Annotated in this window: 20 protein-coding genes and 5 tRNA genes; 8 read left to right on the forward strand and 17 right to left on the reverse strand. The window is 72.2% G+C overall.

Going from position 1 to position 22,119, the window contains the following annotated elements; translation table 11 throughout:
* Positions 1–49 precede the first annotated feature (49 nt).
* Entirely contained in the window at positions 50–871 is an 822-nt protein-coding gene (locus tag F9278_RS07215) for an aminotransferase class IV (protein ID WP_152167535.1), read from the reverse strand.
* The gene (locus tag F9278_RS07220; protein WP_152167536.1) at positions 868–1,911 is read right to left on the reverse strand and encodes a chorismate-binding protein; all 1,044 of its coding nucleotides are present in this window, start codon (positions 1,909–1,911) and stop codon (positions 868–870) included. The genes F9278_RS07215 and F9278_RS07220 overlap by 4 nt, the downstream gene beginning before the upstream one ends.
* Before the next feature lie 158 nt (positions 1,912–2,069).
* On the opposite strand from F9278_RS07220, the gene F9278_RS07225 reads away from it, so the two are divergent.
* The 5 genes from F9278_RS07225 to F9278_RS07245 all read left to right on the forward strand — a co-directional run bounded on the left by F9278_RS07225 (position 2,070) and on the right by F9278_RS07245 (position 2,518).
* Positions 2,070–2,142 (forward strand) — tRNA-Gly (locus F9278_RS07225).
* Positions 2,143–2,182: 40 nt separating this feature from the next.
* Positions 2,183–2,256: transfer RNA gene (locus tag F9278_RS07230), tRNA-Cys, on the forward strand.
* A gap of 1 nt (position 2,257) precedes the next feature.
* Positions 2,258–2,329: transfer RNA gene (locus F9278_RS07235), tRNA-Val, on the forward strand.
* A 23-nt stretch (positions 2,330–2,352) separates the two neighbouring features.
* Positions 2,353–2,424: transfer RNA gene (locus F9278_RS07240), tRNA-Val, on the forward strand.
* A 22-nt stretch (positions 2,425–2,446) separates the two neighbouring features.
* Positions 2,447–2,518 (forward strand) — tRNA-Val (locus tag F9278_RS07245).
* A gap of 50 nt (positions 2,519–2,568) precedes the next feature.
* Here F9278_RS07245 and F9278_RS07250 read toward each other — a convergent pair.
* From F9278_RS07250 to F9278_RS07265, 4 genes are all read right to left on the reverse strand, one after another.
* Complete coding sequence (locus F9278_RS07250) at positions 2,569–2,874, reverse strand: TFIIB-type zinc ribbon-containing protein (RefSeq protein ID WP_152173734.1); 306 nt, start codon at positions 2,872–2,874, stop codon at positions 2,569–2,571.
* A 95-nt stretch (positions 2,875–2,969) separates the two neighbouring features.
* Entirely contained in the window at positions 2,970–3,941 is a 972-nt protein-coding gene (locus tag F9278_RS07255) for a phosphotransferase family protein (protein WP_152167537.1), read from the reverse strand.
* Positions 3,942–4,324: 383 nt separating this feature from the next.
* Positions 4,325–4,525 (reverse strand): hypothetical protein, encoded by a 201-nt coding sequence (locus F9278_RS07260; protein ID WP_020114444.1) that lies wholly within the window; start codon positions 4,523–4,525, stop codon positions 4,325–4,327.
* Between the two features lie 255 nt (positions 4,526–4,780).
* The gene (locus F9278_RS07265; protein WP_152167538.1) at positions 4,781–5,020 is read right to left on the reverse strand and encodes a hypothetical protein; all 240 of its coding nucleotides are present in this window, start codon (positions 5,018–5,020) and stop codon (positions 4,781–4,783) included.
* A gap of 196 nt (positions 5,021–5,216) precedes the next feature.
* Between F9278_RS07265 and F9278_RS07270 the strand changes: the two genes are divergently transcribed.
* Complete coding sequence (locus F9278_RS07270) at positions 5,217–6,530, forward strand: serine/threonine-protein kinase (protein WP_193241397.1); 1,314 nt, start codon at positions 5,217–5,219, stop codon at positions 6,528–6,530.
* A 115-nt stretch (positions 6,531–6,645) separates the two neighbouring features.
* On the opposite strand, the gene F9278_RS07275 is transcribed toward F9278_RS07270, so the two are convergent.
* The 8 genes from F9278_RS07275 to F9278_RS07310 form a co-directional block, all read right to left on the reverse strand.
* Positions 6,646–7,464: a TrmH family RNA methyltransferase gene (locus F9278_RS07275; protein WP_152167540.1), complete on the reverse strand. Its 819-nt coding sequence runs from the start codon at positions 7,462–7,464 to the stop codon at positions 6,646–6,648.
* A 111-nt stretch (positions 7,465–7,575) separates the two neighbouring features.
* The gene (gene cobA / locus F9278_RS07280; RefSeq protein WP_152167541.1) at positions 7,576–8,808 is read right to left on the reverse strand and encodes a uroporphyrinogen-III C-methyltransferase; all 1,233 of its coding nucleotides are present in this window, start codon (positions 8,806–8,808) and stop codon (positions 7,576–7,578) included.
* A 278-nt stretch (positions 8,809–9,086) separates the two neighbouring features.
* On the reverse strand, positions 9,087–13,316 hold the full coding sequence (gene cobT / locus F9278_RS07285) for a nicotinate-nucleotide--dimethylbenzimidazole phosphoribosyltransferase (RefSeq protein WP_152167542.1): 4,230 nt from the start codon (positions 13,314–13,316) through the stop codon (positions 9,087–9,089).
* A 347-nt stretch (positions 13,317–13,663) separates the two neighbouring features.
* The gene (gene cbiE, locus F9278_RS07290) at positions 13,664–14,875 is read right to left on the reverse strand and encodes a precorrin-6y C5,15-methyltransferase (decarboxylating) subunit CbiE (protein WP_152167543.1); all 1,212 of its coding nucleotides are present in this window, start codon (positions 14,873–14,875) and stop codon (positions 13,664–13,666) included.
* A 146-nt stretch (positions 14,876–15,021) separates the two neighbouring features.
* Complete coding sequence (locus tag F9278_RS07295; protein ID WP_152167544.1) at positions 15,022–15,660, reverse strand: GNAT family N-acetyltransferase; 639 nt, start codon at positions 15,658–15,660, stop codon at positions 15,022–15,024.
* Positions 15,661–15,844: 184 nt separating this feature from the next.
* Positions 15,845–16,678, reverse strand: coding sequence for a MetQ/NlpA family ABC transporter substrate-binding protein (locus F9278_RS07300; protein WP_152167545.1), 834 nt, complete (start codon positions 16,676–16,678; stop codon positions 15,845–15,847).
* 80 nt (positions 16,679–16,758) lie between these two features.
* Positions 16,759–17,436, reverse strand: a complete 678-nt coding sequence (locus tag F9278_RS07305) for a methionine ABC transporter permease (protein ID WP_152167546.1) — start codon at positions 17,434–17,436, stop codon at positions 16,759–16,761.
* Positions 17,433–18,488 (reverse strand): methionine ABC transporter ATP-binding protein, encoded by a 1,056-nt coding sequence (locus F9278_RS07310; RefSeq protein WP_152167547.1) that lies wholly within the window; start codon positions 18,486–18,488, stop codon positions 17,433–17,435. The genes F9278_RS07305 and F9278_RS07310 overlap by 4 nt, the downstream gene beginning before the upstream one ends.
* 467 nt (positions 18,489–18,955) lie before the next feature.
* Here F9278_RS07310 and F9278_RS07315 point away from each other — a divergent pair, with 467 nt between their 5' ends.
* A complete protein-coding gene (locus F9278_RS07315; protein WP_152167548.1) occupies positions 18,956–19,315 on the forward strand; it encodes a hypothetical protein in 360 nt (119 codons plus the stop codon).
* A 1-nt stretch (position 19,316) separates the two neighbouring features.
* Positions 19,317–19,739 (forward strand): hypothetical protein, encoded by a 423-nt coding sequence (locus F9278_RS07320; protein ID WP_152167549.1) that lies wholly within the window; start codon positions 19,317–19,319, stop codon positions 19,737–19,739.
* A 37-nt stretch (positions 19,740–19,776) separates the two neighbouring features.
* Here F9278_RS07320 and F9278_RS07325 read toward each other — a convergent pair whose 3' ends face one another.
* The 3 genes from F9278_RS07325 to F9278_RS07335 all read right to left on the reverse strand — a co-directional run bounded on the left by F9278_RS07325 (position 19,777) and on the right by F9278_RS07335 (position 22,115).
* A complete protein-coding gene (locus F9278_RS07325) occupies positions 19,777–20,274 on the reverse strand; it encodes a GNAT family N-acetyltransferase (protein ID WP_152167550.1) in 498 nt (165 codons plus the stop codon).
* A gap of 45 nt (positions 20,275–20,319) precedes the next feature.
* Positions 20,320–20,826 (reverse strand): RNA polymerase sigma factor, encoded by a 507-nt coding sequence (locus F9278_RS07330; protein ID WP_152173735.1) that lies wholly within the window; start codon positions 20,824–20,826, stop codon positions 20,320–20,322.
* A 74-nt stretch (positions 20,827–20,900) separates the two neighbouring features.
* A complete protein-coding gene (locus tag F9278_RS07335) occupies positions 20,901–22,115 on the reverse strand; it encodes a glycerophosphodiester phosphodiesterase (protein WP_193241398.1) in 1,215 nt (404 codons plus the stop codon).
* Between the last annotated feature and the right edge of the window lie 4 nt (positions 22,116–22,119).

The raw sequence follows: 22,119 nt of genomic DNA on the forward strand, positions 1-22,119 counted from the left end.
GGTGTTCTACCCGCCACAGCGTGTGGAGTCTGCTGCATGTATTCAGCATTTACGGATCGAGGTCGTCGCCCGAGCGCTCGTCGAAGACCCGCATCGCCTTGGCCGTCACCGGGCCCGGGGTCGCGGAGAGTTCGCGGGCGTCGACGCGGTGCACGGACTGCACGTCCCGCAGGCTCGACGTCAGGAAGATCTCGTCGGCGCGGTCCAGGACGTCCAGCGGCAGGTCGGTCTCGCGGGCGCCGGTCCACTCGACGACAAGGGCGCGGGTGATGCCCGCGAGGCAGCCGGAGACGACGGGCGGGGTGTGGATCTCGCCGTCGAGGACGACGAAGACATTGGAGCCCGTGCCCTCGCAGAGCTGTCCCACGGTGTTGGCGAACAGGGCCTCGGTGGCGCCCTGGTGGTGGGCGCGGGCGAGAGCGACGACGTTCTCGGCGTACGAGGTGGTCTTCAGGCCGGTGAGGGCGCCGCGCTCGTTGCGGGTCCACGGGACGGTGATCGTGGCGGTGGAGTCGGCGCGCCGGGCGGTCTCGCCGAGGGCGACGACGAGGGTCGGGCCGTGGTCGCCGCGGTCGGAGCCGAGCGGGGAGACGCCGCCGGTGTAGGTGATGCGCAGCCGGCCGAGTGCCACCGGGTTGGCCTCCACGACGGCGGCGCAGGCGCGGCGTACCTCGTCGAGGTCGGGCTCGGGCAGTCCGAGTCCGCGGGCCGAGCGGGCCAGCCGGTCGAGGTGGCGGGTCAGTGCGAACGGCCGTCCGTCGACCGTCTTCGCGGTCTCGAAGACGCCGTCGCCCACGGTCAGTCCGTGGTCGAGGACGGAGACACGGGCGGAGTCGATGTCCTGCAGTCCGCCGTCGAGCCAGATCTTCACGTAAGGGTCCTCCCACTCGCCTCGTACGTCCCCGACGCTACCGCGAGGAGCCGGGCGGCCTTCAGCTCGGTCTCCCGCCACTCCGCCTCGGGGTCCGACCCCCAGGTGATCCCCGCGCCGGTGCCGAAGCGCAGTTCGCCGGCCGCCCGGTCGATCCAGAAGGTACGGATGCCGACGGCCAGCTCTCCGGTGCCCCGGTCGGCGTCGACCCAGCCGATGCCGCCGGTGTAGGGGCCGCGCGGGGCGGTCTCCAGGGCGTCGATGATCCGCAGGGCGCTGGACTTGGGGGCGCCGGTGACGGAGCCGGGCGGGAAGGCGGCGGCGAGCAGCTCGGGCCAGCCGGCGTCTGCGCGCAGTTCGCCGCGGACCATCGACACCAGGTGCACCAGCCCGGGGTGCTTCTCGACGACACACAGGTCGGGGACGGTCACGGTGCCGGTGGCGCAGACCTGTCCGATGTCGTTGCGGACCAGGTCGACGATCATGACGTTCTCGGCGTAGTCCTTCTCCAGGAGGTCGGCCTCGGTGCGTCCGGTGCCCTTGATCGGGCCCGACTCGACGGTCCGGCCGTCGCGGCGCAGGAAGAGTTCGGGGGAGGCGGTGGCGATCTCGACGCCGTGATCCGGGAGGCGAATCGTTCCTGCGAAGGGTGCCGGGTTGCCGCGGGCCAGCAGCGCGCTCAGGGCGTCCACGTCGGCGTCCGGTGCGACGGGCGCCGACAGCACCCGGCAGAGGTTCGCCTGGTAGACCTCGCCGGCGGCGATGTGCTCGCGTATCCGGCGTACGCCCGCCGTGTACGCGGCGCGGTCGAGCGACGACGTCCAGTCGCCGACACCCGGACCGCGCCACTCCCCCGGCACCGGAGCGGGCGCGGGCTCGCGGCGTACGTCACGGAAGCGCGCGCACACCAGACCGCCCTCGTAGTCCGCGCACACGGCCCAGAGGCCGGAGGAGTCCAGGGCGGCGGCGTCGCTGGTCACATCGGTGAGACCGGTGGCCAGGAGGTTGCCGAAGCGGGCGAGCGGAGGGAGGTCGGGCACACTGCCGAGTCTAGGACGGGTGCCCTGGTGGGCGGGCCCGGCCGGGTCCCGGACCGCACGTACCGCAGCACGCTGCACAAACGCGTTTTTGTGCTGGCCCCGGAATCCGCTAGAGTTCAACTCGTCGCCGGGACGCGGAAGCGAAACGGAAACGACAAGCGGACGTAGCTCAGTTGGTAGAGCGCAACCTTGCCAAGGTTGAGGTCGCCAGTTCGAACCTGGTCGTCCGCTCGCAGGAACGTGGGGGATCTTCCAGAAACCCCGCACTCCTGGTGGAGTGGCCGAGAGGCGAGGCAACGGCCTGCAAAGCCGTCTACACGGGTTCAAATCCCGTCTCCACCTCCAAGGACGATTAGCTCAGCGGGAGAGCGCTTCCCTGACACGGAAGAGGTCACTGGTTCAATCCCAGTATCGTCCACTGATCCGGTCCATCGGGTCCTCGCGCGATTAGCTCAGCGGGAGAGCGCTTCCCTGACACGGAAGAGGTCACTGGTTCAATCCCAGTATCGCGCACGCAGCACGCACCACCCCTCCCGGACGATTAGCTCAGCGGGAGAGCGCTTCCCTGACACGGAAGAGGTCACTGGTTCAATCCCAGTATCGTCCACACGCACCGAGCCCCCGGCCGTCTCGTACGGCCGGGGGCTTCGTCGTGGCCTAGCTGGAGAACAGCATGTGGCCGAAGCCGCGGTTGTGGTGTCCGTGGCCCCCGTGATGACCGCCGTGGTGACCTCCGTGCTGGGCACCCCAGGCGGGCGCGTGGTGACCGCCGCCCGACGGGTACTGCGGGGCGGCCGGCGGCGGGGGCACGGCCGGGCCGCCGGCCCACTGGCCCTCCAGACGGGTCAGCGCCTCCAACTCGCCGTAGTCGAGGAAGATCCCGCGGCAGCCGCTGCACTGCTCGATCTGGACGCCATTGCGGTTGTAGGTGTGCATCGGCGCATGGCACTTCGGACACTGCATGTGCATGGTTCGGATCAACTCCTCGACGTTCGGTGCTGCTTCACTGCTTCGCGTTACGCCAGGACAGACACTGCCCGGCCGCGGTCGGTTGCACCCTACTTCGGGAATGCGTCGGTCAACTCCGGCGGGATGCCTCCCATTCGGTCACATGCGTCCACAACGGACCGCTGCGCGTCGTCGAGGGGCTGGCCGGCCGCCGTGGACTTCGCTATCGCGAGGGCCGCGGTCTGCACGGTGAGTGCGCGGGCCGGTACGTCCAGTACGGGCCAGGGGTCGCCGTGGGCGGGGACCGCCGGGCCGTCGGCCTGTCGGTAGGCGGTGAGGAAGCGGGTCCAGTCGTCGGGGTGGAGGAGGCCGCAGGCGTACCAGGCGGCGGGACGGGCGAGGTCCCAGGCGGGGACGCCCACGCCCAGGTCGTCGACGTCTATGAGGCGCCAGGGGCCGGTCGTCGCCGGGTGGCGGACGAGTTGGCCGAGGTGCAGGTCACCGTGGCAGAGGGTGCTCGTGTCGGGCATGGGGGTCTCGGCCCTGGCCCAGGCGGGGAGGGTGTGCCAGGCGCGGAGTATCGGGGCCGTGGCGGGGTGGTGGGGGGCGGCGGCCTTGAGGCGTGTGATGGCCTGGGCGGCCTTGGCGGGGCCGCGCATGGGTGGGAGGCCGGGGGGTGGGGGTCGGTGGTGGAGGCGGGCGAGGAGGGTGGCCGCCTCCTCCCAGGGGGCGTGTTCCGGGGACTCGGGGTCGACCGGGGTGCCGTACGGCCAGAACGTGACGAGGCGGTCGTGGAGGGGGGTGGGGGTCGGGTGGAGGGGGGCGAGGAGGGTGTCCGGGTGGGAGGTGGCGGCCTTCAGGCGGAGGGTGAGGTGGGTGGGGTCGGTGTGGGGGGCGTGGGCCTTGGCGACGGTGTGCGCGTGGCGGACGACCGTGCCGTCGGCGCGTTCCGCGAGGACGGTGTCGGGGTGGGAGCAGGGGGTGGATTCGGGGTGGGCCGTGCGGCGCAGCTTCGCTTTGAGGGCGGGGAGTACGGCGGCGGTGCCGGTGCCTGGACCGGTGCCTGGGGCGGTGGTGGTCATGGGGTCCCCTGCGTTGTGGCGTGCTGCCGTCGGCGTACGGCGTCGGCGTCGAGCCTACGTTTCCGGTGCGCGTTGCCTGGGCGGGCCGGGGGAGGTCCCGCTGCTCGGCGGTCACGAGGCGCCGCCTGCGCCCACCCGTGCCGCCCCAGCGGCACGATTGCCCGCAGGAGGGTGGGGGGGGTGGGTGAGGGTGCGGGGGTGAGGTGGGTCGTGTGGGGGCGGAGCGGTGGCATGCGGGGCCGTAGTGGGTGGGGGCAGAGCAACGCCCGCGCAGCTCCCCAGCTGCGCGGGCGTTTATTTGCCGTCCGCCGCACCCCCGTCCCCACGGGGTTTCATGGGTGGATGTCCCCGCCCGGACCGCTCTTCCGGGCCTGGGGTCGCGCTCAGCGCCCCAGCATCACACCCACGGACGACGCTTGTGTGACCACTGCTTCCCAGCCGCCGAAGGCGTACACGAGCAGGGCCGCCAGAGGGAGGACCATCGCGGTCGCCACCAAGGGGTGGCGACGGCCCGGACGACGGTCGGCGGTGAACGTCCTGCGCTCCCGTGTGCGGATCGCGGTCCGCGGTGCCGTGTGGGCCATGGTCCCTCCTCTGACCTTCTCGTAGATCTTGCTCTGTGGTTGGCAGCGGCGGGTACCTGACCTCGGGGGACGAGTGCTGCACCCGCCGCTTGACCTCAAATCTAGGCGGGCGGCGGGTCGGGGTCGTCATGCCCTCGTACCGATTGGCGGGCCTCCCGGAGGATGAGCGATGACCTGCGGTGTACTCCCCAGGGTGGAGACGAGGTCCCAGGTCTCGGGGTCTTCCCGGAAGGGACGCCCGGTCTGCCCCTTCTGTTACGCGGTCCGCTCCGAGTCGGCCTCGCGGGGCACCGGCTGTTCGACGAGGGCCAGGACCCTGGTCGCCATGAATCGCGCCGTCCGCACCACTGTGCCGTTGCGGGTGACTTCGCTCACTTCCACGACACCTCGGCGTACCGCCGTCTCCACCCTGCGGCCCGCCCTGCTCGCGATCACCTCGTAGGTACGTGTCGTGTCCCCGGCGTCCACGACTATCTCCACACGGTCACCCTTCACGGGTTCAATCCCCCTTCTTAGGTGGGTGGTTGGGATCATGGGCAGCCCAACACCGGCCCGAACTCCTGTTCCCTGACCACTCTTCAAGTTTCCCATCCGGCACTGACAATCGATGGGGTCGCGAGGGCGCGGCCTCTGCGCACGCCCGGCCGCGGAAACGTAAGCTGTGGCTCGTCAGACGGAACGGGCAGCGGGGATGAACATGGCGATGATGCGCCTGAGGCGCGAGGACCCGCGCGTCGTCGGCTCGTTCAGGATCCACAGACGGCTCGGCGCGGGCGGCATGGGCGTCGTCTACCTGGGCTCCGACCGGCGCGGACAGCGCGTCGCGCTCAAGGTGATCCGGCCGGATCTGGCGGAGGATCAGGAGTTCCGGTCGCGGTTCGCGCGCGAGGTGTCGGCCGCGCGGCGGATCAGGGGCGGGTGCACCGCCCGGCTGGTCGCCGCCGACCTGGAGGCGGACCGGCCCTGGTTCGCCACGCAGTACGTGCCGGGGCCCTCGCTGCACGACAAGGTCGCCGAGGAAGGCCCCATGTCGGCCGCCGATGTGGCCGCCGTCGGTGCCGCCCTCTCCGAGGGGCTCGTGGCCGTGCACGAGGCCGGCGTCGTACACCGGGATCTCAAGCCGTCCAACATCCTGCTGTCCCCGAAGGGCCCGCGGATCATCGACTTCGGAATCGCGTGGGCGACCGGGGCCTCGACCCTGACCCATGTCGGTACGGCCGTGGGATCACCCGGCTTCCTCGCGCCCGAACAGGTGCGCGGGGCCGCCGTCACTCCGGCCACGGACGTCTTCTCCCTCGGGGCCACGCTCGCCTACGCGGCGACCTCCGACTCGCCCTTCGGACACGGCAGTTCGGAGGTCATGCTCTACCGGGTGGTGCACGAGGAGCCGCATCTGCGCGGAGTGCCGGACGCGTTGGCCCCGCTGGTGCGGGCGTGTCTGGCGAAGGACCCCGAGGAGCGGCCCAGCACGCTGCAACTGTCCTTGCGGCTCAAGGAGATCGCCGCCCGTGAGGCGCAGGGGATGGCCGATGTCCGGCCGCCCGCGCCGCGCAGCGATCCGGACCGGCCCTCGGGGCGGCTCGCGGAGCAGTACGTCGAGCAGCGGACGCTGCGGCAGCCGCCGGAGACCCGTGGGACTCAGCCGGGCCGGTCGGGCGCGCCCGGTACGCCGCCGCCCCGGAACGGGTCCCGCACGGGCGGGGGCGGTGCGCGTACCGGCGGTGGGTCGCGGTCGGGGGCTCGGCCCGCGCCCGCCCGTAACACCACCGGGAAGCGGCCCGCTCCGCGCAGTGGGGCCGGGCGGCCCGCGCCCCGGACCAATGGGACGGGGCGGCGGCCCGCCAATCCCCGGTTGCTGCGGCAGCGGTTGTTCGTGTTCGTCGTGGTGACGTTGCTGGCGGCGCTCGGGATCGCTACGGCGCAGGGGTGTCAGGGGCCGTCTCGGGGGCTCGACGGGGACGGCCTCCGGCCTGAGCGGACGGTCGTGGAGCTGGGCAGCGGTTGAGGGGTTGCTCCGGGCAGCGGAAACAGGGCTCGGGACTGCCGCTCGGTTGTTCGCCGCGGGTGCGTGGGTGCTGATCGCGCGGTTCCCCGCGTCCCTTACGGGGCTCAGCTCTTTCTCAGAGTTCCGGACGGCCCGTGGCAACCGCGTAGAAAGCCACTGCCGCCGCCGCGCCCACGTTGAGGGAGTCGACTCCGTGGGCCATGGGGATGCGGACCCATTCGTCGGCGGACATCAGGGCCTTGGTGGAGAGGCCGTCGCCCTCGGCGCCGAGCATGAGGGCGACGCGGTCCATCCGGTGCGGGGCGGCCTCGTCCAGGGACTTGGCCTTCTCGTCCGGGGTGAGGGCGAGCAGGGTGAAACCGGCGTCGCGGACCGCGTCCAGGCCCTTGGGCCAGGTGTCGAGGCGGGCGTACGGGACGGAGAACACCGCGCCCATGGAGACCTTGACGCTACGACGGTAGAGCGGGTCGGCGCAGTCCGGGGAGAGCAGGACCGCGTCCATGCCGAGGGCGGCGGCCGAGCGGAAGATCGCGCCGATGTTGGTGTGGTCGTTGACCGACTCCATGACGACCACCCGGCGTGCGGCGCCCAGGAGTTGGTCGGCCGTCGGGAGGGGCTTGCGCTGCATGGAGGCGAGGGCGCCCCGGTGCACGTGGTAGCCGGTGACCTGTTCGGCCAGCTCGGGGCTGACCGCGTAGACGGGGGCCGGGAGTTCGTCGATGACGTCGCGCATGACGTCGACCCACTTGGCGGAGAGCAGCATCGAGCGCATCTCGTAGCCGGCTTCCTTGGCCCGTCTGATGACCTTCTCGCCCTCGGCGATGAACAGGCCCTCGGCGGGTTCGCGCCTGCGGCGCAGCTCCACGTCGGTCAGGCCGGTGTAGTCGCGCAGGCGCGGGTCGTCGGGGTCCTCAACGGTGATGAGATCGGCCACAGGGTGATACTGCCTTGTCCTGGGTGTGGTGCCAACGGCTTGGGACGGGTCGGGTTACCGGTGGTTACGGTTCCGCTCCGCTACGGGTTCCGGGGTGGTCTCCCCCGGGGGTCACGCGTTCGCCTCGGGCCCCACCTTCACGACCTCGCCGATGACGATGACCGTCGGCGGCTTGACCTCCCGCGTCCGCACGGTCTCGGCGACCGTGGCGAGGGTGGCGTCGACCCGGCGCTGGGCGGCCGTGGTGCCCTCCTGGATCAGGGCGACCGGCGTGTCCGGGGACTTGCCGTTCGCCACCAGCGCCTCGGCGATCCGGCCGATCTTGTCGACGCCCATCAGGATCACGAGGGTGCCGGTGAGGCGGGCGAGGGCGGGCCAGTCGACCAGGGAGCGCTCGTCGTCGGGGGCCACATGGCCGCTGACCACGGTGAACTCATGGGCCACGCCCCGGTGGGTGACCGGGATGCCGGCCGCGCTCGGGACGGAGATCGAGCTGGAGATACCGGGCACGACGGTGCAGGGGATGCCCGCCTCGGCGAGGGCCTGGAGTTCCTCCATGCCGCGGCCGAAGACGTACGGGTCGCCGCCCTTGAGCCGGACGACCGACTTGCCCTGCTTGGCGTGCTCGATCAGGGCGTTGTTGATGGCCTCCTGCGCCATGAAACGGCCGTACGGGATCTTCGCCGCGTCGATCACCTCGACGTGCGGCGGGAGTTCGGCCAGCAGGTCGCGCGGGCCGAGGCGGTCGGCGATGACGACGTCGGCCTCGGCGAGGAGACGGCGACCGCGCACGGTGATCAGGTCGGGGTCGCCGGGGCCGCCGCCGACCAGGGCCACGCCGGGGGTGCGGGTGCGGTGGTGGGGGGCGACGAGGGTGCCGTCGCGCAGGCCCTCGACGACCGCGTCGCGGATGGCGGCGGTGTGGCGGGGGTCGCGGCCCTCCGCGCGGGCGGTCAGGACCGCGACCGTGACGCCCTCGCTGTGGCCGGTCGCCGGGGTCCACGCGGTGGCTTCCTCGGCGTTGTCGGAGCGGACGCACCAGATGCGGTGGCGCTCCGCCTCGGCGGACGCGCGGGCGTTGGCCTCCGGGTCGCCGGTGGCGATCAGGACGTACCAGGCCTCGGCGAGGTCGCCCTCCGTGTAGCGGCGCCGCTCCCAGGTCAGCTCGCCCGCGTCGGCCATCGCTTCCACGGAGGGGGTCGCCGACGGGGAGACGAGGGTGATGGAGGCGCCGGCCGCGATGAGGGCGGGGAGGCGGCGCTGGGCTACCTGGCCGCCGCCGATGACGACCACTCGGCGGCCGGTGAGGCGGAGGCCTACGGGGTAGGCGGGGTGTTCGGCCATGAGGGTGCGGCTCCCTGCGGGGCTTTGTGCGGGTGAGGTGCGCTGCGGCTGTGGAGCGACCCTGACGTGCGGATTCTAAGGGGCGGGCGGGGGGTCGGCTCAGCAGGTGCGTTGGCTGAACGCCGTTGCTGGGCACAGCCTGGTGGACGGCTGTGCCCACCCTCCCCCATTCTCGGCTTCGCTCGAACGGGAGGTGCCCCCATCGCCCTGCGGAACGATTGCCGACAGCCTGAGCCGGGTCGGAGAAGAACCCCGCACCCGCACCCCGCTTACTTCTCCTACTTCTCGGTTACCCCCGCCGAATCGAACGTCGCCACCTCGTGCATGGCTCGTGCCGCGCTCTGGACGACCGGGAGGGCCAGGAGGGCTCCCGTGCCCTCGCCGAGGCGGAGGTCGAGGTCGACCAGGGGGCGGAGGCCGAGCTTCTGGAGGGCGGCGACGTGGCCCGGTTCGGCGCTGCGGTGGCCGGCGATGCAGGCGGCGAGGACCTCGGGGGCGATGGCGCGGGCCACCAGGGCGGCGGCGCCCGCGCTGACGCCGTCGAGGATCACCGGCGTACGCAGGGAGGCGCCGCCCAGGAGGAGGCCGACGATGGCCGCGTGTTCGAAGCCGCCGATGGCCGCCAGGACGCCGATGGGGTCGGCGGGGTCCGGCTGGTGCAGTTCGATGGCGCGGCGGACGACCTCGGTCTTGCGGGCGAGGGTCTCGTCGTTGATGCCGGTGCCCCGGCCCGTGACCTCGGAGGGGTCCGCACCGGTGAAGACGGCGATCAGGGCGGCCGATGCCGTGGTGTTGGCGATGCCCATCTCGCCCGTGAGCAGGGCCTTGTTGCCGGCCGCGACCAGGTCGCGGGCCGTCTCGATGCCGACCTCGATGGCCTGCTTCGCCTGGTCGCGGGTCATCGCGGGGCCGGTGGTCATGTCGGACGTACCGGCGCGGACCTTGCGCGGCAGCAGCCCCGGGGTGGCCGGGAGGTCGCTCGCCACACCCACGTCGACGACGCAGACCTCGGCGCCCACCTGGGCGGCGAAGGCGTTGCAGACCGCTCCCCCGCCGAGGAAGTTGGCGACCATCTGGGCCGTCACCTCCTGCGGCCAGGGGGTGACGCCCTGGGCGTGGACGCCGTGGTCGCCCGCGAAGATCGCGACGGCGGCGGGCTCCGGGATCGGCGGCGGGCACTGGCGGGACAGTCCGGACAGCTGGGCGGAGATGATCTCCAGCATGCCGAGGGCGCCCGCCGGTTTGGTCATCCGCTTCTGGCGCTCCCAGGCCTCGCCGAGCGCCTTGGCGTCCAGCGGGCGGATACCGGCGACGGTCTCGGCGAGCAGGTCGTGCGGCTCGGCGCCGGGCAGGGCGCGACGGCCGTACGTCTCCTCGTGGACGACCCAGGACAGCGGGCGGCGCTTGGCCCAGCCCGCCTGCATCAGCTCGGGCTCCTCCGGGAACTCGTCGACGTACCCGACGCACAGGTACGCCACGACCTCCAGGTGCTCGGGCAGGCCGAGGGCGCGGACCATCTCGCGCTCGTCGAAGAAGCTGACCCAGCCGACGCCGAGGCCCTCGGCGCGGGCCGCGAGCCACAGGTTCTCGACCGCGAGGGCGGAGGAGTAGGGGGCCATCTGCGGCTGGGTGTGGCGGCCCAGGGTGTGGCGACCGCCGCGGGTCGGGTCGGCGGTGACGACGATGTTCACCGGGGTGTCGAGGATGGCCTCGATCTTCAGTTCCTTGAACTGCTTCGCCCGGCCCTTGGGCAGCGACTTCGCGTAGGCCTCGCGCTGGCGCTGGGCCAGTTCGTGCATCGTGCGGCGGGTCTCGGCCGAGCGGATGACGACGAAGTCCCAGGGCTGCGAGTGGCCGACGGAGGGTGCCGTGTGGGCGGCCTCCAGGACGCGGAGCAGCACGTCGTGCGGGATCGGGTCGTCGCGGAAGCCGTTGCGGATGTCGCGGCGCTCGCGCATGACCTTGAGGACGGCCTCGCGTTCGGCGTCGTCGTAGGCGGGCGCGGCGGGGCCCGTGGGCCGCCGTACCTCGACCGGGACCTCGGCCGGGATCTCGGCCGAGCCCTCGTCCGGTACGTCGTCCCGGGCGGCTTCGGGTGTTCCTTCGGGTGCTTCTTCCACGGGGGCCGTGCTCTCTTCGGCTGCTGCTGTCCGTGCGGCTTCCGCGTCCGGTGCCGTCGCCTCGCCGTCCTCCTGGTCGGCGGCCCTGGTGTCCAGGTCCTCGGCGTTCTGGACGAGGTCCGGGTGGGTGTCGGCCGCCGCTGCGGGCTGCGGTACGACGATCGTCTCGGACGCGGAGTCCCGGGGGGCGGGGACCATCGCCATGGGCTCGCCTGCCGTCTCCGGGGCGTCCTCGGAGAGCGGCGGGACGACCATGCCGTGCGGCGGGGGCGGGGCCAGGTGCGGGGTGGTCGGCACGGTGCCGTCGACGGGCACGAACTCGCCCAGCGGCTGGTCGGCGTCGGTCTGGGGCGCCGGCTCCTGTGACGTGTCCGCGAGCGGGACGTCGGGCGTGTGCTCGGCGGGGGTCCGCACCACGGCGCCCTGGGGGGCGGCGATCCGGGAGGCCGCCACGGGGATCGGGCCGACCGGGACGGCCTCGGGCTCGGCGGGGGCGGGCTCCTGAGCGGCCGTGCTGTCGGCCGAGGGGGCCGGTGCGATCGCCTCCGTGGGCTCGGGCTCGGCCACGGCCTCGGGGGCGGGCGGCTGCGCGGGCTCCGGGTGCTCCGGGTGGAGGGCGGGCTCGGCGGTCCGCTCCGGCGCGGCTTGGTTCTGCTCCTCGTCCGGGACCTCGGGCGAGCCCTCGGGCGGGTTCTCGTTCGAGACCTCGCTCTGGTCCTGGGCCTGGGCCTGGTCCGCGACGAGCGCGACCGGCTCGATGGCCTGCGGCTCCTCGGCGACGGCCGCGGACTCGGGTGCGACGACCGGCTCGGGCTCGGGCTGTGCGGCCTCCGCCGGGGTTTCCGGCGTCTGGACCTCGGACGTCCCGGTCTCGGTCGGCTGCGGCTGCGGCTGCGGGTGCGGCTGCTCCTCGACGACCGGCGTCTCCGCCGGGTGCTCGGGGTTCTGCGCGAGCGGTTCGTCCGCCTGCGCGATGTCCGGTACGGCGTCGACGGCCTGCTCGTCCGGGGACGTGAGGGTGCCCTCCTCGTCCGGCGCGGCGGTCGCGAGCTGCGGGTCCGGCAGGTCGGGGGCGGTGGCCTCCGGCGCGGTCGGGTCGGCCTGGGCGGGCGCCTCGGTCGCCGGGTCGGCGTGCGGCAGCGCTTCGGCCTCGGTCAGCTGGGCCGGAACGGGCTCGGCGCCCTGCTCGGGCTCCTGCGGGCCCTGGGGGACGTCCTGGGCCTCGGTGACGGTCTGGGCCGCGATCGGCTCGGGGCCCTGGGCGGCCGGGGGGAAGGGTGTCGTGTCCGGCGGCTGCGCGGCGAGCGGGATCTCCTCGACGGCCTGCGGCTCGGCGGCTTGCGGCTCGACGGCTTGCGGCTCGACGGCTTGCGGCTCGACGGCCTGTGGCTCGGGCGCCTGCGGTTCCTCGGCCGGCGGAACCGGTGAGGCCTCCACGACGGCCCTGGCCTCGGCGGCCGGGACCTCGGTGGTCTCGGGCGTCGCGGGTTCCGCGACGAGTACCTCTGCCTCCGGCTGCGCCGGCACGACGACCGGGTCCTCGACGGTCTCCGGGGCCTGGACCCCCACAGCGGCGGCGGGGGTTTCGGGCGCCTCCGGCGTCCGCGTGTCGAGGACGGCCTGCGCCTCCGCGACCACCGGGGCGTGGGCCTGCGGCTCGACCGCCTCCGGGGCCTCGAACCGCGCGGCGACCGGTGTGCCCACGGTCTCCGGGGTCCGGAACTGGGCGACCGCGGCCTCCTGGGCCAGGGCGTAGGCAGCGTCCTGGGCCTGGTGCAGGGCCTCGGCGTCCTGGATCTCCTGCGGTGTCTCCACGGCCACGGAGAGCTGCGCCTCCTGCGGAGCGACCGTTTCTGCGGCCGGCCCCCCGAGGGCGACTCCGGGGGCGGCCGGGGCGCCGACCCACTGCGACACGGGCTGCGGGGGCACGTCGAGGTACTCGGGGCCGGTGGTGGGCGGGACGGGGTGGCGCAGTGCGCCGGGCGGGACGGGGGCGCCCGCCGGGCCTCGGTCGGCGAGGGAGCGGACCGGGCTGGCGGAGGCGTCGGGGGTGGGCGGGCCGAGGTGCAGCGGGCGACGGGCCACCGGCGGCTGCGGGACGGGGGTCGCGACGGGGGTGCGGACGGCGCTGAGGTCGTGCGAGCCGCTGTCGCGGCCGGACATCTCGTGCGGGCCCGGCTCGTGGACGACCTGGACGACGGGCTCGGGAGCGGGCGGCGGCATCTCGTTGCCCCAGGCGCCCTGGGCGCCCGGCAGCAGGAGGTCCTCGTCCTCGGCGGCGGTCTCGGAGAGGTAGGTGTACGCACCCGGCGCGGGGACGCCCGGCTGCTCCACCATGCCTGCGCTCTCCGGCAGTCCCTCGCCCGGGACCTGGCCGGTGTCGGTCATGCGTACCCCTCGCCCATCGGTTAGTGCCTCCATGCCAGCTGGCCCGGGAACGGCGCACCTACCGCCCCACTGTGGAGAACGAGCGTGCGTGCCCAGCGGCACGTGACGACCCGCCTGCATGTCGACAAAGCCATTGAATGGCCATTGTCGCGGTCGTACTCCCGTCGCGACAGCTTGATCCGCGACGGTCCGCTGTGGACTGCGCCACGTTGCGCGTCCTCCCCGTTGCGCCGTACCACACACGCCCTCAAAACGGGCGCGCTTTTAGGACATTGACCGACGAAGTGCCGGGTGTCGAAGTGCGGTACAACAGTCGGCCAGCCTACCGCGCCGGTACGACAACCGGATCACAGGGAACGTTCGGGAAGCGTCCCGCTGAGCAGGAACGCGACGCTCCGTTCCCGCTCCGTCCAAGCCCTGGTGTCGAGTTCCACGGACTGGACGAAGTCGCAGCGGACCTCGTAGCCGTGCTCGGTCAGGTCGCGTCCGACGCGTTCGGCGGCGGGGCGGGTGAGGGCGTGGGTGACGATGCGCTGGGGCCGGCGGTCGGCGACGGCGGAGACCACTGCCGCTCCCCCGCCGCCGACGCGTACGACGTCGGGTTCGGGGAGGTTCTCCAGGATGTGCGGGGCGGCGCCGTGGACCACCTGGAGCTGGACGCCGAAGCGGCGGGCGGCGAGGGTCGTACGGCCGCAGGCCTCGGGGTCGCGGTCGACGGCGATGACGGCGGCGCCGGAGCGGGCGGCCTCGGTGGCGAAGGCGCCGCTGCCGGAGCCGATGTCCCACACCAGGTCGCCCACGCGCGGTCCCAGGCGGGCGAGTTGGGAGGAGCGCAGCAGTTCGGCCTCGCCCTCTCCCATCAGTCGGCCGTGCAGCGCGGAGGGCAGGGCCCAGCCGCGCGGTCCGGTGGCGGGGTCGCGGCCGGCGAGCCAGCCGCCGCTCTCGGCGGCGCCGGCGTGGCCACCGAGGACGATGACGAGGTTGGGGTCGCGCCAGGTGCGGTCGACCGCCTTGTCGGAGGCGACGATGGTGACCCGCTCGCGTTCCGTGCCGAGTTCCTCGCAGACCACGAAGGTGCGGTGGACTCCGTCGAGGAGCAGGCCGAGTTCGGCGGGTCCGGCGCCGGGTGAGGTGAGGACGGCGACCTTGGTGTGGGCGCGGCAGACGTTCACCGCGCGGCGCAGCGTGCGGCGGTGGGCGACGACCACCTGGGCGTCGTCCCAGGGCATGCCGGCGCGGGCGAAGGCGGCGGCCACGGAGGAGACGCCGGGGACGACCTCGACCTCCAGGCCGAACTCGGGGGACCTGAGGGTGCGGACGACGCCGAAGAAGCCCGGGTCGCCGTCGGCGAGGACCACGGCGGTGCCCCGGTGGCCGGTGATACGGCGGGCGGCGAGGGCCACGCTGCCGAGCCGGATGCGTTCGGCGGCCGGGGGCACCTCGGGCAGGGCGAGGTGGTGGGCCGCGCCTGCCACCAGGGTGGCGGCGGCGAGGGCGGAACGCGCCGCGGCGGTCAGGGGGGAGCCGTCCCAGCCGATCACCGTGACCCGGTCGGCCATCGTCGTCAGTCTCCAGAGAGTCTTCGCAGGTCGTCGGGAATGCCCGCAGGGGTTCCGTGAGACTACCTGGTGACGTGGTGGGCCCCGGCGGCCGGGCTCAAGGCCTCGCCCGCCCGCGGGGTGTTCGGTTCCGGCCCGTGGGGCGTTCAGTTCCAGTCCGAGTAGGCGCCGTAGCCACCGCTGTCGGCCAGTTCCTCGCTGACGCCCTCGATGTCCTCCGGGAGGAGGCTCCAGACGATGAAGTCCGTGCGGACCTCGGTCCAGCCGTCCTCGGCGGTGCGGGCACGCGCTATGCAGGCGTTGCGCAGCACGCCCTCGCTGATACAGCCGATCTTCTGCGCGACCTGCTGCGAGGCGGTGTTGTCGGCGGCGGTGCGCAGCTCGATGCGTTCGAACTTCTGCTCGCGGAACAGCCATTGGGCGGTCGCGAGGGCGGCCTCGGAGGCGTAGCCCTCGCCGCGTGCCCAGGGGGCGACGACGTAGGACAGTTCCGTCGCTCGCACGTGCCAGTCGGTCTTCGTCAACTGGATGACGCCGACCAGGCGCTGGGTGAGGAACTCGGTGACCGCGAGGTCGAGGCCGCGTCCGGAGGTGCGTTCGGTGGGCGCGTACTCGGTGATCCAGGTACGCGCCTCGCGTTCGGTGAAGGGCTGCGGGACCTCGGTCCAGGCCAGCGCCTGTTCGTCGTTCATCATCTCGGTGAAGGCCTGGATGTCGTCCTCGTCGAACGGGCGCAGAACCAACCGATCCGTGCTGATGGAGATGTCGGGAAAGGTGCTCATCATGCGCCGCTCCGTAACCTTCGAAAACTTTGAGAGCTTGCTGAACTGCCCAGCATGCAGCATGAAAGCACTGAATCGCACCACAGGGGTCCACTCCCCGTGAGGGAGCGGACCCCATGCGTGGCGATACGCCGTATACGTGCGGTCGGAATACGTGCCGCCGGAACGTGTACGGATCCGAGGACGGTCAGAAGGACGGGATGACGGAGCCGTTGCTCCACTTGTCCTCGATGAACTTCCTGACCTCGTCCGACGTGAGCAGCTTGGCGAGCTTCTCGACGCGCGGGTCGTCCACGTCGCCCTCCTTGACGGCGAGGAAGTTGCCGTTGGGGTTGTCCTTGGCGGGCTCGACGGCGAGGGCGTCGTCGGCGGGCGAGAGGTCGGCCTCGATGGCGTAGTTGCCGTTGATCACCGCGGCGTCGACGTCGTCCAGGGAGCGCGGGGTCTGGGCCGCCTCCAACTCCTTGAACTCAAGCTTCTTCGGGTTCTCGGTGATGTCGGCGGGGGTCGCGTCGGTGCCGACGCCGTCCTTGAGGGTGATGATCCCGGCGGAGTCGAGGAGCTTGAGGGCGCGCGCCTCGTTGACCGTGTCGTTCGGGACGGCGACGGTCGCGCCGCTCTTGAGGTCGTCGGCGCTCTTGACCTTGTTCGAGTACAGGCCGAGCGGCTCCAGGTGCACGGTGACGACGGGCACGATGTGGGTGCCGCGCTTCTTGTTGAAGTCGTCGAGGTACGGCTGGTTCTGGAAGTAGTTGGCGTCCACGGAGCCGTCCTCGGTCGCCGTGTTCGGCAGGACGTAGTCGGTGAACTCCTTGACCTCCAGGTCGAGGCCGGCCTTCTCCGCCAGGTTGTCCTTGACGAAGTCGAGGATCTCGGCGTGCGGGGTCGGGCTGGCGGCGACGACCAGCGGACCGCTCGTGTCGGAGGCGCTGTCGGCCTTGTCCGCGCCGCAGGCGGTGAGCCCGAGGGTGAGGGCCCCGGCGGCGAGTACGGCGGTGGTGAGCTTGGTGGCGTTACGCACGAAAAGTGCCTTTCCTTTTGGGTGGAGCGGTCCCGTCTTGGGTGGGACGGGAAATCTGTGAGCGCGTGGGGACTTGGGAGTCAGGCCTTGGCGGCCCGGCCGCCGCGTCGGTGCAGGGCGCGGGCGGCGTAGTCGCCGGCGAACTGGATGAGGGAGATGACGACCGCGAGGACCGCCACGGTGATCCACATCAGTTCGGTCTCGAAGCGCTGGTAGCCGTAGCGGATGGCGATGTCGCCGAGGCCGCCCGCGCCGACGGTGCCGGCCATGGCCGAGTAGCCGATGAGGGCGACGACGGTCGTGGTGGCGGAGGAGATCAGCGAGGGCAGGGACTCGGGGACGAGGACCCGGCGGACGACGGTCCAGGTGTTGCCGCCCATGGCCTGCACGGCCTCGACGAGCCCGTGGTCCACTTCGCGGACGGACGTCTCGACGAGGCGCGCGAAGAACGGGATCGCGCCGATGGCGAGCGGCACGATGGCGGCCTCACGGCCGATGGTCGAGCCGGTGACCCAGCGGGTGAAGCCCATCAGCGCGACCATCAGGATGATGAAGGGCATCGAGCGGGCGATGTTCACGATCTGCCCGATGACCTTGTTGGCGAGGACGTTCTGCAGCAGGCCGCCCCGGTCGGTGAGGACGAGGAGGATGCCGAGCGGGAGTCCGCCGACGATCGCGATGAGGGTGGACCAGCCGACCATGTAGAGGGTGTCCCAACACGCCTGCTCCAGCAGGGGCCGCGTCTCGGACCAGGTCACTTGGCACCTTCCTTCACGGGCGTGGCCGTCGGTGCGGGCGACTGGGCGTCCCGGCCGACCACGTCGATCTGGAGGCCCTGTTCGCGCAGGAAGCCGACGGGCACCACGTTGTCCTCGTAGCGGCCGGGCAGTTCGATGCGCATCCGGCCGATCTGGAGGCCGCCGACGGTGTCGATGGCGGCGCCGAGGATCGAGATGTCGATGTTGTACGTGCGGGACAGCTGCGAGATGACCGGCTGGGTGGCGGCCTCGCCGTGGAAGGTGACGTCGAGGACGGTGCGGTCGTCGCCGGTGGCCTCGCCGCCCACGGGGAAGAGCGCGGCGGCCAGTTCGGAGCCGGGGGTGGCGAGCAGTTCGCTGACGGTGCCGGACTCGACGAGCCGGCCCCTCTCCATCAGGGCGGCCGAGTCGCAGATGGTCTTCACGACGTCCATCTCGTGCGTGATCAGCAGGACGGTCAGGCCCAGCTGCCGGTTCAGGTCGCGCAGCAGCTGGAGGATCGAGCGGGTGGTCTCCGGGTCGAGGGCGCTGGTGGCCTCGTCGGAGAGGAGCACCTTGGGGTCGCCGGCCAGGGCGCGGGCGATGCCGACGCGCTGCTTCTGGCCACCGGAGAGCTGGGCCGGGTAGGCCTTCGCCTTGTCGGCGAGGCCGACGAGGTCGAGCAGTTCCAGGGCCTTGCGGGAGCGCTCCTTGCCCGATGTGCCGAGGATTTCGAGCGGCAGTTCGACGTTGTCCTGGACCGTGCGGGAGGAGAGCAGGTTGAAGTGCTGGAAGACCATGCCGATACGGCTGCGCGCCCGGCGGAGCTCCCGGCCGGCCCGGGGGCCGCGGCCGGCCAGGGCGGTGAGGTCCTGCCCGGCGACGGTCACGGTTCCGGAGGTGGGGCGTTCGAGGAGGTTGACGCAGCGGATGAGCGAGGACTTGCCGGCGCCGGACCGGCCGATCACGCCGTACACCTCGCCCTCGCGGACATGCAGGTCGACGCCGTCGAGGGCGGTGACCTCACGGCCGCGACCTCGGTAGACCTTCGTCAGGCCCGATGTGGTGATCACTGGAATTCCGTCACTGTCGAGTGCGCGGGCGTGGGTGTGCCCGGACACGGGTGCAAGCGGTCAGGGACGCGACACGGTTCTCGCGGTGGCGAGGGAACCGGGGGAGAACATGTGCGCGAGGCGGCTCGGTCCGTCGGACGGAGCGGCGTGCGGGGTAGGCCTTCCGTCAGGCTCTAGCAGGCGCACATTCGACACATACAACGAGCACCGGGCGTCATCGTCGCCTCGGTCGCAGGGGTGCGGTAGCTCGTCGTGGTCATGAGATCAGTAAAGCAGATGTATGCAGCAGGTGAGAGAGCGCTGTCCGTATAGCGGACGCCTCTGGGAGACATATCCGCAGGTGCGGACCAGTGGCGTCCACTCTGTGGGCAACCGCCGTTGTGGCCAATGCCACGATGGGCGACCTGCGAGCTTGACGGCCCGGGGCCGGGCGCGGCGGGGGTTTTGGGCCGTAATAGGGTCGCGGCATGCTTGTAGCCCTGACGGTGACGACCGCCGTCGCCGCGCTTCTGCTCGCCGCCTGGTGCGGCTGGGCCGCGTATCGCGATCAGCCGACCAAGGACTGGCACTTCATCGGCATGGCCGTGGTGTCGGTGCTGACCCTGGTGCAACTGGTCGTCGGGATCGTGCAGTTGGCGCGTGGGGAGAAGCCGGAGCAGGGCACGACGATCTTCGTGTCGTATCTTCTCGGGGCGTTCGCCTGTGTTCCGGTGACCGGGTTCATGTCCCTGTCGGAGCGCACCCGTTGGGGCAGCGCGACGGTCGCGGCCGGCGGTGTGGTGCTGGCCGTGCTGCAGGTGCGGCTCTACGACATCTGGGGAGGCTGACATGGCCGTTGCGCGAGAGAGGCCGACGCGGCTGATCAGCGGGCCGGGGATGCTGCTGGTGTGGGTGTACGGCGTGATGGTCGTGGGAGCCGTTTCGCGGTCCGCCTACGAGATCGCGACCAAGTTCGACCAGGCTCCGCTCGCCTACGCGCTGTCCGCGACCGCGGGCCTCGTCTACCTGTTCATCACGTACACGCTGGTGCGCGGCGGGGAGAGGGCCCGCAGGGCGGCGCTGGTGTGCTGCGCCGCCGAGCTGACGGGTGTGCTGGTCGTGGGGACCTGGACGCTGGTCGAGCCTTCGGCGTTCCCGGACGCGACCGTGTGGTCCGACTACGGCATGGGGTACCTCTTCATCCCCGTGCTGCTTCCGCTGTCGGCGATGTACTGGCTGCGCAAAGCCGCGCGTACCGACACGACGGGCTAGGCGACGCCCCTCTGCGCCGTCGCCTACGCCGTCGTCCCTACGCCGTCGCCGCGTATGCCTCCGCCGGCTTCTCCAGCACCACCATCGGTACGCCGTCCTGTCCCTGGCTGGTGCCGACCGTCTCGTATCCGACCCGGCGGTACAGCCGCAGATTGCCCTCGCTGCGGTGTCCCGCGCTGAGGCGGAACTTGGTGGCGCCACGCTCCTCGGCGAGGGCCGACTCGGCGGCGCGGAGCAGCCGCGCGCCGATGCCGTGGCCCTGGAGGCGGGGGTGGACGCAGAGTTTGCCGATCGCGGCGGTGCCGTCGGCGTCGAGGGCGCCGCGCACCGAGCCGACCACCTCGTCCCCCAGCCGGGCCACGAAGACACAGTCCGAGGCGACCTCCGCACGGACGGAGTCGAGGCTCTGCACGAGCGGATCGATGCGGTAGTTGCCGTACAGTGCCGCCTCGCTCTGGAAGCACAGGTACTGCAGCCTGAAGATCTGCTCGGCGTCCTGCTCGGTCGCCACCGAGATGGTCACGCTCATGCCCATGTGTGCACGCCTCCCGCTCACCTGCTCACCCGATGTCCTTCACTCCTATCCCCGTGGTTCGCGTGCCGCAACCTCCGCGGCCAGCAATCGCCGAAGACATCCCAGACATCGGGAACGTTCCGGACCCAGACTGCCCTGTGAGATACCCAACTCGCCCGCGATCTCCCGGTAGGTGAGGTCCTGCGGGGACAGCAGGGCCGCGAGGAGCCGGGGGCAGCGGCCGGGGAGCCGGCGTACGGCCGCGTACAGCGCGCGGCGGCGGGCGGCCGTGAGGGCCTGCTGCTCGGGGCCGGGCGCGTGGTCGTCGGCGGGTTCGACGGCGTAGGGACGTTCGAGCCGGGCCGTGCGGCGGCTGAGGCGGGCCTCGAAGCGGACGGCGCTGCGCAGCCAGCTCTCGGGGTCCTCGGGCGGGCCGTCGGCGTCCAGTCGCTCCAGCAGCCGCAGCCAGACGGCCTGTTCCAGGTCTCCCACCTCGGCGCCGGCCGCGTACGCCTCGGCCGACACCTCCGCGACCAGCAGGGGACGGAGGTCGGCCAGCATGTCGTGTGTCATATGCCCCGGGACGCCGCCGCCCCGGCGGGGGTTGCCGGGGCGGACGGGAGTCACCCCCATCGGGGCACGGGGGCTCAGCCGTTGACGAAGACCGCGTGGGCCAGCAGGCCGGTGTCCGGATTGTCGGTGAAGATGCCGTCGATGCCGGTGTCGAAGTACACCTTGAACGCGCCGAAGGCGTCGCCGTAGGCGTTGGGGTCCGTGCCCTTGCGGAAGTTCGCGGGCAGGAAGGTGTTCTCGTTGCGCATGGTGTAGGGGTGCAGGATCAGGCCCTTGGCGTGCGCGTCGGCGACGAGGGTGGTCGGCGTGGTGAGGTTGCCGGCCGAGTCGCGCGGGATGATCAGGTCGAGCGTGGGGCCGATGCCGTTGGCATAGGAGGCGATCCAGGCGAGGCCGGCCGGCTTGACCAGGTCGGCGACGGTGCGCGGGTCACCGGCCTCGACGAAGTCCCAGGGACGGGTGGCGGCGCCGGAGAGCAGGACGACCAGCGGGCTGTCGACCAGGCGGTTCAGGCGCTGGATGCTGCCCGGCTCGAACGACTGCAGGAAGACCGGGGAGTTCTTCTTGTGCCGGTCGTACTTGCGCAGCAGCTTGGCGAGCGGCTCCTCCAGACCGAGGCCCAGCTTGCGGAAGTAGGTGGGGTGCTTGGTCTCGACGTGCAGCCAGATCCGCCTGCCCCGCTTCCTGCCCTCCTTGTCGGCCCAGCGCAGGACCTCCTCGAAGGAGGGGATCTCCCAGCGGCCGTCGTAGAGGGTGTTCTCCTGCCGGTTGCCCGGGATGCGCTCCTTGGCGCGCAGGGTCTTCAGCTCGGCGAGGGTGAAGTCCTCGGTGAACCAGCCGGTGTAGGTGACCCCGTCGACGACCTTGGTGGTCTTGCGGCCCGTGAACTCGGGGTGCGCGGCGACATCGGTCGTCCCGGTGATGTCGTTCTCGTGACGGCATACGAGATGGCCGTCCTTGGTGGGCACGAGGTCCTGCTCGATGACGTGCGCGCCGAGGTCCAGGGCGAGCTGGTACGAGCCGAGGGTGTGCTCCGGGCGGTAGCCGCTGGCCCCGCGGTGGGCGATGATCGTCGGCACGGGCAGGCCCCGGTAGCCGCCGCCCGAGTGACCGGCCGTCTTCGTGTCCGGCTTCGCGCCCGCCTCCGTCTCGTCGGCCCGCGCCGTGGCCGGCAGTCCGAGGACCGCTCCGCCCGCGCCGAGCACCGCGGCACCGAGCAGCGCCCGCCGGCCCGCCCCGCGTCCCTGCTCGTCCGAGTCCTGCGACTGCCGCGACCCCTGCGTCCCCATGAAC

It is taken from the genome of Streptomyces phaeolivaceus (assembly GCF_009184865.1).
GTDB classification, from domain to species: Bacteria; Actinomycetota; Actinomycetes; order Streptomycetales; family Streptomycetaceae; genus Streptomyces; species Streptomyces phaeolivaceus.